The sequence below is a fragment of the Candidatus Limousia pullorum genome, assembly GCF_057405065.1.
On sequence record NZ_CM171614.1, the window covers coordinates 2,659,172 to 2,674,909 of the forward strand.

At 42.3% G+C, this 15,738-nt stretch carries 18 protein-coding genes and 1 other annotated feature; of the genes, 4 read left to right on the forward strand and 14 right to left on the reverse strand.

Annotation, left to right across the window (positions count from 1 at the left end; genetic code table 11):
• Positions 1–117 precede the first annotated feature (117 nt).
• The 4 genes from CGICJO_RS12510 to CGICJO_RS12525 all read left to right on the forward strand — a co-directional run bounded on the left by CGICJO_RS12510 (position 118) and on the right by CGICJO_RS12525 (position 3,802).
• Positions 118–411, forward strand: a complete 294-nt coding sequence (locus CGICJO_RS12510; protein ID WP_226385105.1) for a DUF6290 family protein — start codon at positions 118–120, stop codon at positions 409–411.
• Complete coding sequence (locus CGICJO_RS12515; protein ID WP_486499160.1) at positions 411–1,769, forward strand: relaxase/mobilization nuclease domain-containing protein; 1,359 nt, start codon at positions 411–413, stop codon at positions 1,767–1,769. The genes CGICJO_RS12510 and CGICJO_RS12515 overlap by 1 nt, the downstream gene beginning before the upstream one ends.
• Positions 1,766–2,023 (forward strand): transposon-encoded TnpW family protein, encoded by a 258-nt coding sequence (locus tag CGICJO_RS12520; RefSeq protein WP_071442206.1) that lies wholly within the window; start codon positions 1,766–1,768, stop codon positions 2,021–2,023. Before CGICJO_RS12515 ends, CGICJO_RS12520 begins: the two co-directional genes overlap by 4 nt.
• 105 nt (positions 2,024–2,128) lie before the next feature.
• Positions 2,129–3,802 carry a recombinase family protein gene (locus CGICJO_RS12525; protein WP_486499161.1) on the forward strand — a complete coding sequence of 558 codons (1,674 nt, stop codon included), beginning with the start codon at positions 2,129–2,131 and terminating at the stop codon, positions 3,800–3,802.
• 198 nt (positions 3,803–4,000) lie between these two features.
• Here CGICJO_RS12525 and rplL read toward each other — a convergent pair whose 3' ends face one another.
• The 14 genes from rplL to CGICJO_RS12595 all read right to left on the reverse strand — a co-directional run bounded on the left by rplL (position 4,001) and on the right by CGICJO_RS12595 (position 15,672).
• On the reverse strand, positions 4,001–4,375 hold the full coding sequence (gene rplL / locus CGICJO_RS12530) for a 50S ribosomal protein L7/L12 (RefSeq protein WP_087377709.1): 375 nt from the start codon (positions 4,373–4,375) through the stop codon (positions 4,001–4,003).
• Positions 4,376–4,486: 111 nt separating this feature from the next.
• Entirely contained in the window at positions 4,487–5,005 is a 519-nt protein-coding gene (rplJ, locus tag CGICJO_RS12535) for a 50S ribosomal protein L10 (protein ID WP_486499162.1), read from the reverse strand.
• A 31-nt stretch (positions 5,006–5,036) separates the two neighbouring features.
• Positions 5,037–5,189, reverse strand: a sequence feature (ribosomal protein L10 leader region).
• A 148-nt stretch (positions 5,190–5,337) separates the two neighbouring features.
• Positions 5,338–6,033: a 50S ribosomal protein L1 gene (gene rplA / locus CGICJO_RS12540; protein WP_087377713.1), complete on the reverse strand. Its 696-nt coding sequence runs from the start codon at positions 6,031–6,033 to the stop codon at positions 5,338–5,340.
• A 63-nt stretch (positions 6,034–6,096) separates the two neighbouring features.
• The gene (rplK, locus tag CGICJO_RS12545) at positions 6,097–6,522 is read right to left on the reverse strand and encodes a 50S ribosomal protein L11 (RefSeq protein WP_087377715.1); all 426 of its coding nucleotides are present in this window, start codon (positions 6,520–6,522) and stop codon (positions 6,097–6,099) included.
• 118 nt (positions 6,523–6,640) lie between these two features.
• Positions 6,641–7,165, reverse strand: a complete 525-nt coding sequence (nusG, locus tag CGICJO_RS12550; RefSeq protein WP_087377717.1) for a transcription termination/antitermination protein NusG — start codon at positions 7,163–7,165, stop codon at positions 6,641–6,643.
• 49 nt (positions 7,166–7,214) lie between these two features.
• A complete protein-coding gene (gene secE, locus CGICJO_RS12555; protein WP_087377719.1) occupies positions 7,215–7,484 on the reverse strand; it encodes a preprotein translocase subunit SecE in 270 nt (89 codons plus the stop codon).
• Between the two features lie 18 nt (positions 7,485–7,502).
• Positions 7,503–7,652: a 50S ribosomal protein L33 gene (rpmG, locus tag CGICJO_RS12560; protein ID WP_021912267.1), complete on the reverse strand. Its 150-nt coding sequence runs from the start codon at positions 7,650–7,652 to the stop codon at positions 7,503–7,505.
• A 197-nt stretch (positions 7,653–7,849) separates the two neighbouring features.
• Positions 7,850–8,644: a DUF7674 family protein gene (locus tag CGICJO_RS12565; protein WP_486499163.1), complete on the reverse strand. Its 795-nt coding sequence runs from the start codon at positions 8,642–8,644 to the stop codon at positions 7,850–7,852.
• A gap of 148 nt (positions 8,645–8,792) precedes the next feature.
• Positions 8,793–10,532 (reverse strand): arginine--tRNA ligase, encoded by a 1,740-nt coding sequence (argS, locus tag CGICJO_RS12570; RefSeq protein ID WP_486499164.1) that lies wholly within the window; start codon positions 10,530–10,532, stop codon positions 8,793–8,795.
• A 35-nt stretch (positions 10,533–10,567) separates the two neighbouring features.
• On the reverse strand, positions 10,568–11,017 hold the full coding sequence (locus CGICJO_RS12575; RefSeq protein ID WP_158096243.1) for a YwiB family protein: 450 nt from the start codon (positions 11,015–11,017) through the stop codon (positions 10,568–10,570).
• A gap of 21 nt (positions 11,018–11,038) precedes the next feature.
• A complete protein-coding gene (gene murI, locus CGICJO_RS12580; protein ID WP_087377727.1) occupies positions 11,039–11,851 on the reverse strand; it encodes a glutamate racemase in 813 nt (270 codons plus the stop codon).
• 206 nt (positions 11,852–12,057) lie between these two features.
• Positions 12,058–13,362: a phosphoenolpyruvate mutase gene (gene aepX / locus CGICJO_RS12585; RefSeq protein ID WP_486499165.1), complete on the reverse strand. Its 1,305-nt coding sequence runs from the start codon at positions 13,360–13,362 to the stop codon at positions 12,058–12,060.
• Positions 13,363–13,432: 70 nt separating this feature from the next.
• Positions 13,433–14,578: a phosphonopyruvate decarboxylase gene (aepY, locus tag CGICJO_RS12590; RefSeq protein ID WP_486499166.1), complete on the reverse strand. Its 1,146-nt coding sequence runs from the start codon at positions 14,576–14,578 to the stop codon at positions 13,433–13,435.
• Complete coding sequence (locus tag CGICJO_RS12595; protein WP_486499167.1) at positions 14,575–15,672, reverse strand: 2-aminoethylphosphonate--pyruvate transaminase; 1,098 nt, start codon at positions 15,670–15,672, stop codon at positions 14,575–14,577. Before CGICJO_RS12595 ends, aepY begins: the two co-directional genes overlap by 4 nt.
• Between the last annotated feature and the right edge of the window lie 66 nt (positions 15,673–15,738).

Below are 15,738 nucleotides of genomic sequence, written 5' to 3' on the forward strand. Positions count from 1 at the left end.
GGATTTTGATACCCAAAATCCAAATCCACAGCCTAAAGGCGTGTGGACTAACTCAGGGGAAGCACCCCTGAATACCCCCTTACAAAGCCAAAAACACAAGAATGGAGATGATATATTTTGAGCAGGAAACAAAGTGATAAAAAGGTCATAACAGTAAGACTGAGCGAAGAAGAAAAACAAAAGCTTGAGCGTTGTGCTAACCTTTGCGGATTGTCACAGTCCGAATTCATAAGGCAGCTTTGTGCAGGTAAAACACCGAAAGCAAAGCCGCCACGGGAGTTTTGGGAACTGCTGAATGCCCTCTACTCAGTCCATAACGGTTTCAAGAAATGCGCAATATATGAGCCTTCTGCACTTACAATCTGTAAAGAAATCGAGTGCTTAATATTAGATTTGCAGGAGGTGGGATAATGGCTACAACTTCACTTTGGCATATCAAAGGCAGACTAAAAGACCTGATCGACTATGTAGAAAATCCCGAAAAGACCGTATCAAAAGATAAATGCTTACAGGACTTCTACAATGTCTTTTCCTATGTCAGCCGACCCGAAGCAACAGAAAACGGCGAGTATGTTTCAGCAATTAACTGCTTAAAAGAGATCGCTTTACGGCAGATGATACTCACCAAAAAGCAGTACGGAAAGGATGACGGATATATCGCTTGGCACGGGTATCAGAGCTTTAAGCCTGATGAAACTACACCACAGCAGGCACACGAAATCGGATTGAAACTGGCAAGAGAAATGTGGGGTGATCGGTTTCAGATTATCGTGACCACTCACCTTGACAAAGACCATATTCATAATCACTTCGCCTTTAACTCCGTTTCTTTCCTTGACGGCGGAAAATACAACTACTCTAATTCTGAAAGGCAAAGGCTTCGTGATGTATCCGACCGTATATGCAGAGAATACGGATTGTCCGTCATCAAAAATCCCCGCAAAGCACCGTGCAGACCGGTATGGCTTGATGAAAAAAGCGGTAAACCTACACGCTACAATGTGTATCGGGAAGATGTGAGAGAAGCGGCAAACTTCAGCCGTAACCCTTACTATATGGAGGACTATCTCAGACGAAAAGGATATATCACCGACTTTACGGGAAAGCATTGGAAGATACGCCTGCCGCAGTATGAACACTTCACAAGGCTTGATACCCTTGATGAGAAATGGACGCCGGATCACTTTAAAAGAAATATGGGAGCATACGCAAGATACGGAAACCGCAGAGCAGAAATCACCTATCCACCTCAAATGCCGCAGGACTTGCGAAGCTGGTTTAAACCTTTCCAAAAGACAAGCCATATCTACCGTCTTTATCTGCACTACTGCTATCTGTTGGGCGTTCTGCCGAAGAAAACCACCTACCGCCCCACAAGCCCCTATCTCAAAGAGGAGCTTCGGAAGCTGGACGAGTTGTCCAATCAGGTACGGTATATGAGCAAATACGGAATCGAAACTCTTGAAGATCTATATGCCGACAGAGAAAAGCTGCAAGGAGAAATGGACAAGCTGACCGCTTACCGCACCAAGCTGCAAAACAAAATCCGCAGAGCCTTACCAGCCGAAAAAAAGATTTTGAGAGAAGCAAAAGCAAAGGTTACGGAACAGATTACTTCTCTGCGAAAGCGCTTGAAACTGAACAAAGGCATAGAGGATCGGTCGGTAAAAATTCAAGAAAAAACGGATCTTCTCTATGCCAATGAATACAGAGCGAAAGAAGAACAACAGCATAAAAAATCACAGCGAAAGGAGCGTGACGCACGATGATCTATATTGACGAAAATGGAAATCCAATTCAAGAAACTGATGAATTGCAGGAGGCAATTGATAATATTACCGATAAACTCGCCCAAATGACAAAGGAAGAACGGCTTGCTTGGTTTGAACAGTCCATCTATCCCGAACCCTTAAAGTTTACGAATGAAATTGACGGTACGGTATATATCGTCAGAGCGTTTTTTGATGAAACTGCAAGCGAAAGCTTTGAAGAAAAGCTGCGAAGAATTATGATAAAGAGATGAGAAAAAATCAGGCTATCACTTTAAAGTGTTGAAGTTTAGCGGAAGATATGGTATGATAACAATATCCTACAATTCATATCATATCTGGCTGTGGAAAGGAGAAATATGAGCAAACAGTCAGTAAAAATTACTGCTCTCTACTGTCGTCTGTCCCGTGACGATGAACAGGACGGACTATCGGGCAGTATTAAAAATCAGCAGTCTATCCTTGAAAAGTACGCAAAGGAGAACGGATTCAAAAATACTCGTGTATTTATTGACGACGGTTGGTCGGGTGTAACTTTCACAAGACCGGCTTTCACGGAGATTATGGAGCTTGCGGAACAAGGATTGATTGCTAATCTTATCGTCAAAGACCATTCGAGATTGGGACGAAACCGCTTGATTGTCGGTCAGCTTTTGGAAGAAGAATTTGACCGATTGGGTATTCGATATATTGCCATTATGGATAATATTGATACCGCAAAAGGACTAAGCGACATTGTTCCTATGCAAGACTTATTCAACGAATGGCACGCAAAGAACACAAGCCAAAAGGTACGCAATGTTTTCAAGAACAAGGGAATGGCAGGCATACCGCTTACTACCAATCCGCCTTTCGGGTATATGAAAAATCCCGAAAACCCAAAGGAATGGCTGATAGACGAGCCTGCCGCAAAGATTGTCAGGCAAATCTTTGAGCTGTGCGTTTCAGGCTTAGGACCGACGCAGATAGCCAAGAAGCTGAAAACTGACAAGGTTATGACGCCTACGGAGTATTGGAACAGTATCGGAAGAAACTGCGGTAATCCGCCTGCAAGACAATTCAACTGGTGTTCGGATACGGTTGCGAATATTCTTTCCAAACAGGAGTATTGTGGCGATACGGTAAACTTCCGAAGCACAACAAAGTCTTTCAAGAATAAAAAGAAGATTGAAAGACCGCAGGAGGAATGGCAGATCTTCCCGAATACGCACCCTGCCATTATCGACCGTGAAACCTTTGAGCTTGTGCAGGAACTCAGACAGCACCGCCGCAGACCTACCAAAAGCGGAATTGTCAGTATGTTTTCGGGACTTCTTTACTGTGCCGATTGTGGCGAGAAACTGTATTACAGCGTGACAAACAATTACAAGCGAGAGCAAGCCTATTTCTTCTGTTCCGCTTACCGTAAAAATTCCGAAGTGTGTTCTGCACACTATATCCGAGAAAAAGTGGTTGAGGAAAATGTTCTTGAGAATATGCGGCGAGTATTTCGTTATGTTCAGGCTTATGAGAAAGAGTTCGCCAAACAGCAGATGAAATGCTACGGAGAGGAAAAGCAAAAGGAACTTTCCGAAAAACGCAGAGAACTTACCAAAGCCGAGAAGCGTATCAAGGATATTGATTTGCTGATTCAGAAGATTTACGAGGACAATGCAATGGGCAAACTTTCCGATGAACGCTTTGCCACAATGTCAATGGCGTATGAGGAAGAACAGAAAAATCTCAAAGAAGCAATACCCGATATGCAGGCGTACCTTGAAACCGAAACGGACAAGTCTGAAGGCTTACAGCGTTTTATTGACAAGGTAAAACAGATTACGCAGCCAACCAAGCTTACTCCCGAACTGGTACACGAATTCATTGAAAAGATTGTGATACACGAACGGAGATACCTTGACGGAAAGCGTTATCAGCTAATGGACATCTATTACAACGGCGTTGGTGTGATACGAGGGCTTACCCCTGAAGAAATGGAAGAAGCCTTTCAGGAACACCTTGCCAAACGGAAGATAAACAAAGCAAAGACGGCGTAACCAATGGCTGCACCGTCCAAAACAATCAATATTTAATTCAATTACAAGAGCGACCTTGGGGCACCTTCCTTACGGAGGGTGCCCCAAAGGGATGTCTTTTTTATTTACCGATTTAAGCATAAAAAAGCTGCCTTTACAGGAAAGGCAGCTTCTATGTTTCTAATTATTGAAAATGAAATAATCGGGCTAAAGCCTAAATTATTTAACCTCAACTTCTGCGCCTGCAGCCTCGAGCTTGGACTTGAGAGCCTCAGCATCGTCCTTAGAGATACCCTCTTTGAGAGCCTTAGGAGCGTTGTCAACAACTTCCTTAGCCTCTTTAAGACCAAGACCTGTTGCCTCTCTAACTGCCTTGATAACAGCAATCTTGTTGCCGCCAGCAGCCTTAAGGATAACGTCGAACTCTGTCTTCTCTTCCTCTGCTGCAGCAGCTGCAACAGGACCAGCAACTGCAACAGCAGCAGCTGCGGATACACCAAACTCATCCTCAACAGCGTGTACAAGCTCAGAAAGCTCGAGAACTGTGAGAGTCTTCAATTCTTCAATAATAGCAGTAATCTTCTCAGATGCCATTTTAATAACCTCCAATATTTTGTTGAATTTAGATTTTAACTTCGGTCTTAATTTTCTCTTGACCTTTTAAAGTGTGTCCTATGACACTAAACGCACATACAGAAATTAAAATTATTCTGCTGCTGCCTCTGCAGGAGCCTCCTGCTTGTCCACGATAGCCTGTACAGCTCTTGCAAAACTTGCGATAGGTGCCTGGAATGCGCCCAATACGTTTGCAAGAAGAACTTCTCTTGATGGGAGCTTGGAAAGACCAATAATCTTATCCATGTCGATAACTTCACCGTCAAGGTAACCGCTCTTAACTTCGAACTTCTTGTTTTTCTCTGCAAAACCGCAAAGAATTCTTGCAGCTGCTACATAATCTTCTGCACTTGTAGCGATAGCTGTTGTATCCTCGAGAACAGGAGTAAGTCCGTCAAGACCAACCTCTTCGCAAGCTCTCTTAAGGAGTGTGTTCTTAACTACAGTGTACTTAACGCCGGCTTCTCTAAGCTCTTTTCTGAGCTTTGTATCCTCGGCAACTGTGATACCCTTATAGTTTACGATAACACCTGCTACTGAATTTTTAAGTCTGTCAGAAAGTTCAGCAACAACAGCCTTTTTTTGCTCTAAAATCTTCTCACTTGGCAAGATATTCACCTCCGTTAATTTTTCATAACGCAGTTCAAAAAAAGCAGCCTCTCCCAATCGGAAGAGGCGGTATTATACAATCATAAAATAATTACTGAAATTGTATCATGCTTCTTCCTCGGCAGGCAGGCACAAGGCCTTTACGTAAAACGCCTGCTGTCTTTAGAACAGCGATTTGTTTTTCATACAGAAAAACAGCTCGATTTATCGAGCTTTTATATTTTACCATACACTAATATCTATGTCAAGACTTTTTTAATTTATTTTAAAAATAAATTAAAAAGCCCGACGAAATGTCGGGCTTTAAATACAAATATAAAGTAATCAGAAAATTAAGCGCCAAACTTGTTTGGGTTAATCTTCACGCCAGGTCCCATAGTAGATGTTACTGTGCAGGACTTGATGTACTGACCCTTTGCAGCAGCTGGCTTTGCCTTAACGATTGCTCCCATAAGAGCATCCAGGTTCTCGCCGAGCTTCTCTACGCCGAAGCTTACCTTGCCGATTGGGCAGTGAATGATATTTGTTTTATCAAGACGATACTCAATCTTACCAGCCTTAGCTTCCTTGATAGCCTTAGCAATATCAGGAGTAACAGTACCGGCCTTTGGGTTTGGCATAAGGCCTCTCGGTCCGAGGATCTTACCAAGACGTCCAACAAGACCCATGCAGTCTGGTGTTGTGATGAGAACGTCGAAGTCCATCCAGCCTTCAGACTGAATCTTCTGTGTCATGTCCTCTGCGCCAACATAGTCTGCGCCTGCCTCTTTAGCAATATTCTCGTTTTCGCCTTTGCAGATTGCGAGAATTCTTACGTTTTTACCTGTACCGTTAGGAAGAACAATAGCGCCTCTAACCTGCTGATCAGCGTGACGGCTGTCAACGCCCAGCTTAACATGAAGCTCTACTGTTTCATCAAACTTAGCTTTTGCAGTTTTTACGCAAAGATCGAGTGCTTCGTTAGAATCGTAATATTTGGTGTTGTCAACAAGCTTTACGCTGTCAACATACTTCTTACCATGTTTCATCGCTTTTCCTCCATTTTAGGTGGTCATACGGAAATCAAAACTTCCTCCCACCCGGATTACATTTTAATCAACAACTTCAATACCCATGCTTCTTGCAGTACCGGCGATCATGCTCATTGCTGTCTCTACTGATGAAGCATTGAGGTCTGGCATCTTCTGCTCTGCGATAGCCTTAACCTGCTCACGGGTAATTTTGGCAACCTTTGTCTTGTTTGGTACGCCTGAGCCGCTTTCGATTCCGCAAGCCTTCTTAATAAGAACAGCTGCTGGTGGAGTCTTTGTTACAAATGTAAATGAACGGTCTGCGTATACTGTAATAACTACCGGAATGATAAGTCCTACATCGTTCTTTGTGCGCTCATTGAATTCCTTTGTGAACGCAACAATGTTAACACCATGCTGACCGAGAGCCGGTCCAACTGGTGGTGCCGGAGTAGCTTTTCCGGCAGGTATCTGCAGTTTAATAAAACCTGTTACCTTTTGAGCCATTGTGTTTGCACCTCCAAAATTCGTGGTCAGTTGCGGGAAACAACTATTGGGTTCCCTCCCACAAGGGATTACTGAAAAAATTTTAATCCCTCAAATAATAGCTTTTGCTAATTATTCCTTATTCTTCAATAGGTTCAACCTGATGCAATTCAAGTTCAACCGGTGTTTCTCGTCCGAACATTGATACTGTTACTCGGACATAATTCTTATCGGTTATAAGCTCTTCAACTACGCCTACAAAGTCCTCAAGTGGTCCTTCTGTAATGCGCACTGTGTCGCCTTCCGAATATGAAACCTCAACACTGCGGGTTTCTACTCCCATACGTACAACCTCTGCGTCTGAAAGAGGCACAGGCTTTGACGATGGGCCGACAAATCCGGTACATCCTCTGATATTTCTTACAACGTACCATGTTTCATCGGTATAAACCATCTTTACAAAAACATAACCGGGGTAAAGCTTTCTTTCAACCTCTTTGGTCTTGTCGTCTTTAACCTCTGTAACTGTTTCTGTGGGAACTTTTACCTCAAGGATAAGGTCCTGAAGATTTCTGTTCTCAACTGTGGTTCTTAAATTGGACGCTACTTTGTTTTCGTAACCTGAATAGGTATGAATAACATACCACTTTGCTTCATCGGGCATTTAAACTTTCATCCTCTCTTAAAAAGTAAAAGCTGAACCCTAAAGTTAATTATGTGGCTGCTGTTTCCATAACCAAGTTCAACAAAGCATAGAGTCCTCGGTCGAGTGCGAAAATAAATACGCCCATAATTGCAATTACTGCAATAACAACCAAGAAGTTCTTTGTTGTTGCCTTTGGTGTAGGCCATGTGATTTTTTTCAACTCGCCTTTGCATTCGCGGAAGAACTTAGCTGTTTTGGAAAAGAAGCCAACTTTGCCTTTTGAGTCCTTCTTCTCTTTTTTTCCTTCGACTTTTTTGTCGATATTCTTGTCAGCCATAGCCTAATCCTCCACCAATTACTTTGTTTCCTTGTGCAGAGTATGCTTTTTGCAGAATCTGCAGTACTTGTTCATTTCGAGCCTGTCAGGGTCATTCTTCTTGTTCTTCATTGTGTTGTAGTTACGCTGTTTGCACTCTGTGCAGGCTAGTGTGATTTTTACTCTCATTGACGGCACCTCCCGGTATTTTTCGGAATAATTTAGCCTCCCTCTAAAGGGCACAAAAAAATAAACCCCTTTTTCTGAGGTATTTCAAGTATATCATAATAATCTTTTCAAGTCAACACTTTTTTGTGCTTTTTATTGACAAGAAAATTCAAGACGGAACGAGAATATTCGCTCCGTCTTTATTCTTAAAACAATTATCAGTCGTTGAGTGTATACCCATCATCCGAATTTTTCTTCTTTTTCTTAACCTTCTCAGGCTTAACATTTTTGCCCTTGTAATGTCTTGCGCCGCCCCAGGATTTTTTCAGGTTGTCGGACATTGTTTCCTCAAGGGTTTCTCTGTACTTGTCGTCAATAGCATTTAAAATAACAATTGTGATTATTGAACGTGTATCTGCATTTCCGTTTCCGTACTGAGCGCTGAGAATTGAAACAAGCTTTGTAATCTCCTGCTTTGTTCCGGTTTCCAGAAGTCTGTTGATTTTCGGAAGAATTTTTTCCTCTGTAAATGTAACGCCTCTGAATGGATAGTATGAGTTCTCTTCCTCTTTAATTTCCTCTCTCAGCTCCGGGAAAAGTCCTACAAGTCTTTTTGCAAAGAACTTAGGGTCTGCATTTCCCTCGTCATCGCTTTTCTTTCTCTTTGTCTGAGCAACTCTCTTTACAACCTTGGAAGCTGTTACCATCTCAACAAAGTCGTTTCCGATGCTTTCAGCCTCTTTCATAGAGTCGTTTTCAGGGTCGAACATCCAGGTAGCCAAAACTCTCCACTTGTTGTCAGGGCCTTCGTCTGTCATTGCGCAGCTTCTCAAAACCATGTGCTTTTTATCGGTGAAGTAAACCACGGAATATGCAACACCTTCGCCGGTGAAAAGAGACGCCATTTCCTCCGATGTGGAGGCAGCTATTTTCTGCTTTTTAAAGCCCTGTCCTTCCAGAACTTTCTGAAGTTTATTAGATATTGACTCAAACGCTGTTTCCAACTTTACCATCAAATTAACATCCTCTCAAATCTGACATGCAGATTTTATATTTTTCTTTGGCAGGATAAGCCAAAACCATAATATCAAAATTATACCACTTAATTATATATTAAAGGTCATACCTTGTCAATTATTTTCACGGCTTACTCACAAAATATTACATATGGTCAGGGCATGAAATTTTAAACATTCCCAAAACATTTGCAATAACGGTCTTTACAGCCATGCAAAGATTAAGTCTAGCCTGTGTAAGGTGTTCGTCGTCGCCCTTAACACGGCATGCGTTGTAGAACTTATGGAACAGTGTAGCCAATGTGGTTACATACTTTGTAATTCTTGTTGGATCGTAGCTCTTTGCTGACTCGATAATTTCCCTTGTGTACTCGGCAAGGTGATTTATAAGCTCTTTTTCCTCCGGTGATGAAAGGAGACAAAGCTCTTCATCTGTGCAGCTTCTCAGCTTTATTCCCTCGTTTTCAAGGGTTTTGAGAATACTGCAAATTCTTGCATGGGCATACTGAACATAATATACAGGGTTCTGATTGTCGTGAGCAACTGCAAGGTCAAGGTCAAAGTCCATCTGAGTGTTTGCCTCTCTTGTGTTAAAAAGGAATCTTGCGCTGTCGAGAGGTACTTCATCCAAAAGGTCGGCAAGCTGTATAGCCTTACCTGTTCTCTTACTCATTCTTACAGGAACACCGTTTCTAACAAGCTTTACAAGCTGCATCAAAACAACGTCAAGCTTGTCGCCGTCATAGCCTATAGCGTCCATTGCTCCCTGCATACGCATAACGTGGCCGTGGTGGTCGGCTCCCCAAATGTCGATACATGTGTCGAAGCCTCTGTCAAATTTATTCTTGTGATATGCGATATCAGCCGCAAAATAGGTTGGTGTTCCGTTTTTACGGATGATAACGTCGTCTTTAAGCTCAAGCTTATCAATATCAGCCTGCTTCTTGCCCTTTTTCAAAAGTCTTTCTGTTACAACCTGGGCGTTTTTATACCACAGTGCGCCATCGCTTTCATAGGTAAGACCCTTTTCAGTGAGCAGGTCTACAACTGCCTTTACCGCTCCGCTTTCGTGGAGTGTGCTTTCAAAGAACCAGTTGTCGTAAACAATACCGTATTTGCCGATATCGCTCTGCATTTTCTTTATGTTTTTTGGAAGAGCATATTCTACAAGCTTATCCTTTCTCTCTCTTGAATCGAGATTTACAAGGCAGTCGCCGTTAAGGTCAGCATATTCCTTTGCAAGGTCGATAATATCTGCGCCCTGATATCCGTCCTCAGGGAAAACAATCTCGTCGCCCTTATATATCTGGAGATATCTTGCCTCCAAAGAGCAGGCAAACTTTTCAATCTGGTTTCCTGCGTCGTTTACATAGAACTCTCTGTATGCGTCAAAGCCTGCGGCGTCAAGCACGGAAGCAAGGCAGTCGCCCAAAGCTCCGCCTCTGGCGTTTCCCATGTGCATAGGGCCTGTAGGGTTGGCTGAAACAAATTCAACCATGTACTTTTTGCCCTGGCCATAATTGCTTTTACCGTAGTCTGCGCCCTTTTCCTCTATCTCTTTCAAAACATTTGCATAGTACATTGGAGAATAGAAAAAGTTTATAAATCCGGGGCCGGCAGTTTCACATCTCTCTATAACAGAACCTGTAAGGTCGATGTTGTCGGTAATTGCCTTTGCAATTTTGAAAGGCGGCATTCTGAAAGACTTTGCGCCTGCCATTGCGGCGTTTGTTGCCAAGTCGCCGTTTGTTCTGTCTGCCGGTGTTTCTATTATAAAATCATAAAGCTCAGCCGCAGGAAGTTCGCCTTTCTCCTGAGCCTGCTTTATTGCCTTTACGATAATTTCTTTAAGCTGCAATTCTGTGTTTATTGCTGTCTGTGACATATCTATTCCCCTTTTGTTCTTTCTCTTCTTTTATATTACAATACCAATTCGGCACTATCGTTTTTATGTTTAACGGTGATGTGAAACTCGTTTTCACTGGCAAGGGACGCATTGAAATCTATTGTATATTTTACAAAAAGCTCCCCGCCCTCTTCACTTAATGTGGAATTTATCTGGGATGTATAAATACCTATCATCATTTCCCCTACGGGAACGCTGTAATGACAGTAATGTCTGCGGTCTTTTTCAAGGGTGAGTCTTGAGGAAATTCCTCCGGCACGCATAATGGTTACCATCTTCTCCCCCTCAGCCTTTACAACGGATGTATAGTGTTCGCTGGGATTTTCCTTGTCGTATTCTTCATAGGTTATAAAATACTTACCGTTGCGAAAAACATAGCTCCCCTCTGTGACTACCTCCACCGTATCGGTTTCACCGTCTATTTTCTGTTTTCCCACTATAGAAATCAGGTAATTGCTTTCCATATTTTTTCCCTTCATAAAAAATTAGTAACAGCCTATATCTATCTGCTTTACGCAGTCGCCAACGTCTTCTCCCAGGAAAAGTCCCGCAACCTTTGAAAATCCGTCAGGCGTATCGCTTACATAAAACTCACAGGTGTGCCCGTCGTCATCTGTATTTAAAAGTGAATGTTCCTTTAAAATCTTTGCGGCGTATATGGCGGTTTCCTTTCCGGAATCTATCAAAGCTACATGGTCGCCCATATATTCTGAAATAGCCTCGCTTAAAATAGGATAGTGAGTACATCCCAAAATAAGTGTATCCACTCCGGCTTCCTTTACCGGCTTTAAATATCTTTCGACGGTAAGGGAAACAATTGGGTCATCCTTTGAGATAAATCCGCTTTCCACCAAAGAAACAAAAAGCGGGCAATCCTGTTCTACAACCTCAATATCAGGATTAAATCTCATAATCTCCTTTTTATAGCTGTGGCTTCCTATTGTGGCTGTTGTTCCTATTACGCCTATTTTTTTACATTTGGTAGCTGCAACCGCCGCAAATGCCGTAGGTCTTACAACGCCGGTATAAAGCACCGGAAGCTCCTCTTTCAAACACTCCGCCACAGAACTCACTGTTCCGCAGGCTGCTATTACAATCTTTACATTATGGGTCAAAAGAAAAGATGCATCCTGTCTGGCATATTTTATTATTGTATCACGGCTTCTGTTTCCATAAGGAACTCTTCCCGTGTCGCCAAAATACACTATGTTCTCTTTGGGCATTACTTTTTTGAGCTGTTTTACGGCAGTAAGACCGCCCAAGCCTGAATCAAAGATACCGATTGCGGAATTAGACATACTCTGCGCCTCCACTTTCATTCTGTGACACATATTTTCAGATATATAGGGTAAAAATTCCCTTCTACACATATATTTTATAATACCACAAAAACTTTGCTACAGTCAAGTTTTTTGCCGTCTATATAATATTCGGAAAAACCAAAATAAAAGCTATTAGACAACCTGAGGCAGTCTAATAGCTTTACTAATTACTGTGAGAAAAATCAAATGCTGTCGATAAGTGTGATTATATCCTTAAACGGCATACAGATATCGTCCGCTTCCTTTGCTCTGTGGTTCTTCAAAATAAGCTCTGCGGCATTTTTCATTGCCGGGAAAGCTGTTCTTGTAAGCTGGTTTGCATAGATAACGATATTTACACCGTGCTTTGCAAATTCCTCTTCTGTTACTGTATTGAAGGATGTTGGAACTACAACAATCGGAGTTTCTTTGTCAAACTCTCTGAACTTATCAACAAATTCAAAGATTTCGTCTGGCTCTTTTCTTCTTGAATGAATCATAATACCGTCTGCGCCGGCTCCCACAAAAGCCTTTGCACGCTCGAGGGCGTCTTCCATTCCCTTTTCAAGGATAAGGCTCTCAATTCTGGCGATAATCATGAAATCATCTGTGAGAAGAGCATTCTTTCCTGCTTTGATTTTATTGCAGAAATTCTCTATTGTGTCCTGAGTCTGTTCAACCTCTGTTCCGAAAAGAGAATTCTTTTTAAGTCCGACTTTATCCTCGATAATAACTGCGGAAACGCCTATTCTTTCAAGGGTTCTCACGTTATAAACAAAGTGCTCTGTCTTTCCGCCTGTATCTCCGTCGAAGATAATTGGCTTTGTAGTAACGTCGAGAACATCCTCAATGGTTCTTATTCTTGAGGACATATCAACCAATTCAATATCAGGCTTACCCTTTGCTGTACTGTCGCAAAGGCTTGATATCCACATTGCATCAAACTGGTCAACCTCGCCGTTGTTCTCCACAACTGTCTTTTCCGCAATAAGTCCTGTAAGACCGCTGTGTACCTCAATAGCCTTTACAACCGGTCTGAGCTTTAAAAGCTTTCTCAGTCTGCCTCTGCGGAACTCGGACATGGAGAGCTTCTCCATTGTCTGTCTGTCTATTTTTCTAACCTCGTCATCCCTTGTGTATGGAACTTCCACAAGCCGGCCGCCCCACTGGGATATAACATCTATAACCTCCTGGCGGATTGGAGCCATGTAGTTATACTTCCACTCGTCTCCGTGAACCACATAGTCAGGTTTATATTTAAGAAGGTTGTCCTTATAGCTTACAGTTTCCTGTGGAACTGCCTCGCTGACACCATCTATATTTTTAATCATATTAAGTCTTTCTTCAAAGCTTATAGTTGGAAATCTGTCATACTTAACAGCAGCTTCGTCGGACATTACGCCTATAATAACTTTTCCCAGTTCCTTTGCCTTGTTGACAATGTTAATGTGTCCTTTATGGATAACATCGGTGGAAAAGCATGTATAAACCACTTTATTTTCGCTCATGACCGCTCTCCTTTCTGCATACATCAGCCATTTATTTCAACATTTTATTATAAAATCTCTTATATTCAAATCAGCCGTTTACTTTTCCCATAAATACAGCCTTATTCTCTCTCGGTGTCTCCTTCGGTCTGCCAAGGTCATCCCTTGCGCCCAAAGCCACACGAACCTCTATCAAGGTAAGTTCTGTATTATTTTCGATTGCTGCAAAAGCCTTTTCAAGCTCTTCCTTATTCTCTGCAATGTAAACGTTTTTATATCCGCAGTCCTTTGCAATAGCTGCAAAATCAGCGTGCTTTGCGGCTGTATCCATACCGCCGACGGATTCATGGGCGTTGTTATTGATAACTATATGGACAAAGTTTTCCGGCTGCTGCTCTGCAATAAATGCCATTGAGCCCATATGCATAAGCACTGCACCGTCGCCGTCAATGCAGAAAACTCTCTTTTCCGGATGATTTGCCTTGTATCCGAAAGCAATCATTGAGGTATGACCCATTGAGCCAACTGTCAGGAAGCATCTGCTGTGGTTTCCGTAAATTTTGTCGCTCTGCTCGTAAACCTCACGGGAGATTTTTCCTGTTGTGGAGAATACAGGGTCGTTTTCTCCGATAAGCTTCAAAATATCGCCTATTGCTTCTTCTCTCACATAATCTCTGCCGTTGGTTTTTGCTCTTGACTTCTCGTCAACAAAGGTTCCCTTCTTTACAACTACAGCGCACTGTCTGTTGTCCTTAAAGAGTTTTCCCAGTGTTTCAAAAAGTTCGTTTACCTCTTCGTCTGTGGTATCCTTTGATACAACAAAGGTTTCTATATCCATATCCTCTAAAAGCTTAATTGTGGCTTTTCCCTGGAAAACGTGCTGAGGCTCGTCCTTAACACCCGGCTCGCCTCTCCAGCCTACCAGCATAAGCAGAGGTATATCATAAACATCACGGTGAAACAGTGAGCAAATAGGGTTTACAACATTTCCTATTCCGCTGTTCTGCATATAAAGACATGCAGGTCTGCCTGTAGCAAGGTAAGCGCCTGCGCATATGCCGGCGGCTCCGCCCTCGTTTTCAGCGGTAAAATGCTTAAACTTTATACCGTCGTCGGTTTCACCATTCTGAGATTTATCAAGATATTCACAAAAATTCTTCAAAAGTGAATCAGGCACGCCTGAAACTGTATCTATTCCAAGCTCGCTGAGCTTTTTACAAAAATAGCTTGCTCTCATTTCTTTGCCTCCTCAAGATATTCCTTAACAGCCTGAGCCAAATCGATGAAATCCTGAGCATGCAGGTCGCCTATATTTCCTATTCTGAAAGCATTGTACTTAGGAAGCTTTCCTGAGTAAAGCAAAAATCCCTTTGCCTTGAGTTTTTCATACATATCTGCAAAGTCCAAGCCCTCCGGAACAAGCAGTGTTGTAATCATAGGAGCCTGCTCATTTGGGTCTACAAGAAGTTCAAAGCCAAGCTCTGTCATCTTCTCAGCTATAAGCTTCTGATTTTCTCTGTATCTCTTTGCTCTTGCAGGTATTCCGCCCTCTGCTTCAAGCTCATCAAGAGCCTGGTCAAAAGCCAAAAGCACATGAGTAGGAGATGTAAAGCGGAAACCGCCGTCTGTATCCTCCATGTATTTCCACTGGTCGTACAAATCAAGAGCCAAAGACTTTGAGTTGCCCTTGCAGGCTTCAAAAGCTTCTCTTCTTCCGTAGATTATACCGAATCCCGGAACACCCTGTATGCACTTATTTGAGCTTGTAACAAGGAAATCAGGCTTAACTTCGTCGAGATTTATCTCAATACCGCCGAAGCTGCTCATTGCGTCGCAGATTATCTTCTTATTGTACTTTCTGCAAATATCGCAGATTCCCTTTATATCGTTTAAAACGCCCGCTGTAGTTTCATCGTGCACAAAAGAAACTATTGTAGCGTCGCTTTCGGAAACAGCCTTTTCAACCTCTGCAAGGTCAAGGCTTTTTATCATGCTGTAATCTTTTTTCTCAAAATTAAGACCGGACATTGTGGCAATCTGAGCCATTCTGTCGCCGTAAGCACCGTTTGCCAAAATAAGAAGCTTATCATTTGCTGAAACAAATGAATTAAGTACAGACTCAACCGCATATGTACCGCTTCCCTGAAGCAAAACAACAGAAAATTCTTCTTTGCTTGCCAATGCTATTTTAAGGAGCTTTTCCCTTACACTCTTTGTAACATTCTGATATTCAATATCTCTTGTTCCCAAATCCACGAGCATTGCCTCTTTTACAGACATTGTGGTGGACAAAGGACCGGGAGTAAACAAAAGCTTCTGTGAATATTTCATTTCTTATCACCCCTAAAAAATTTAAAGACAGTCGTTCTGATGTTTATAATATCACATATCTTAATT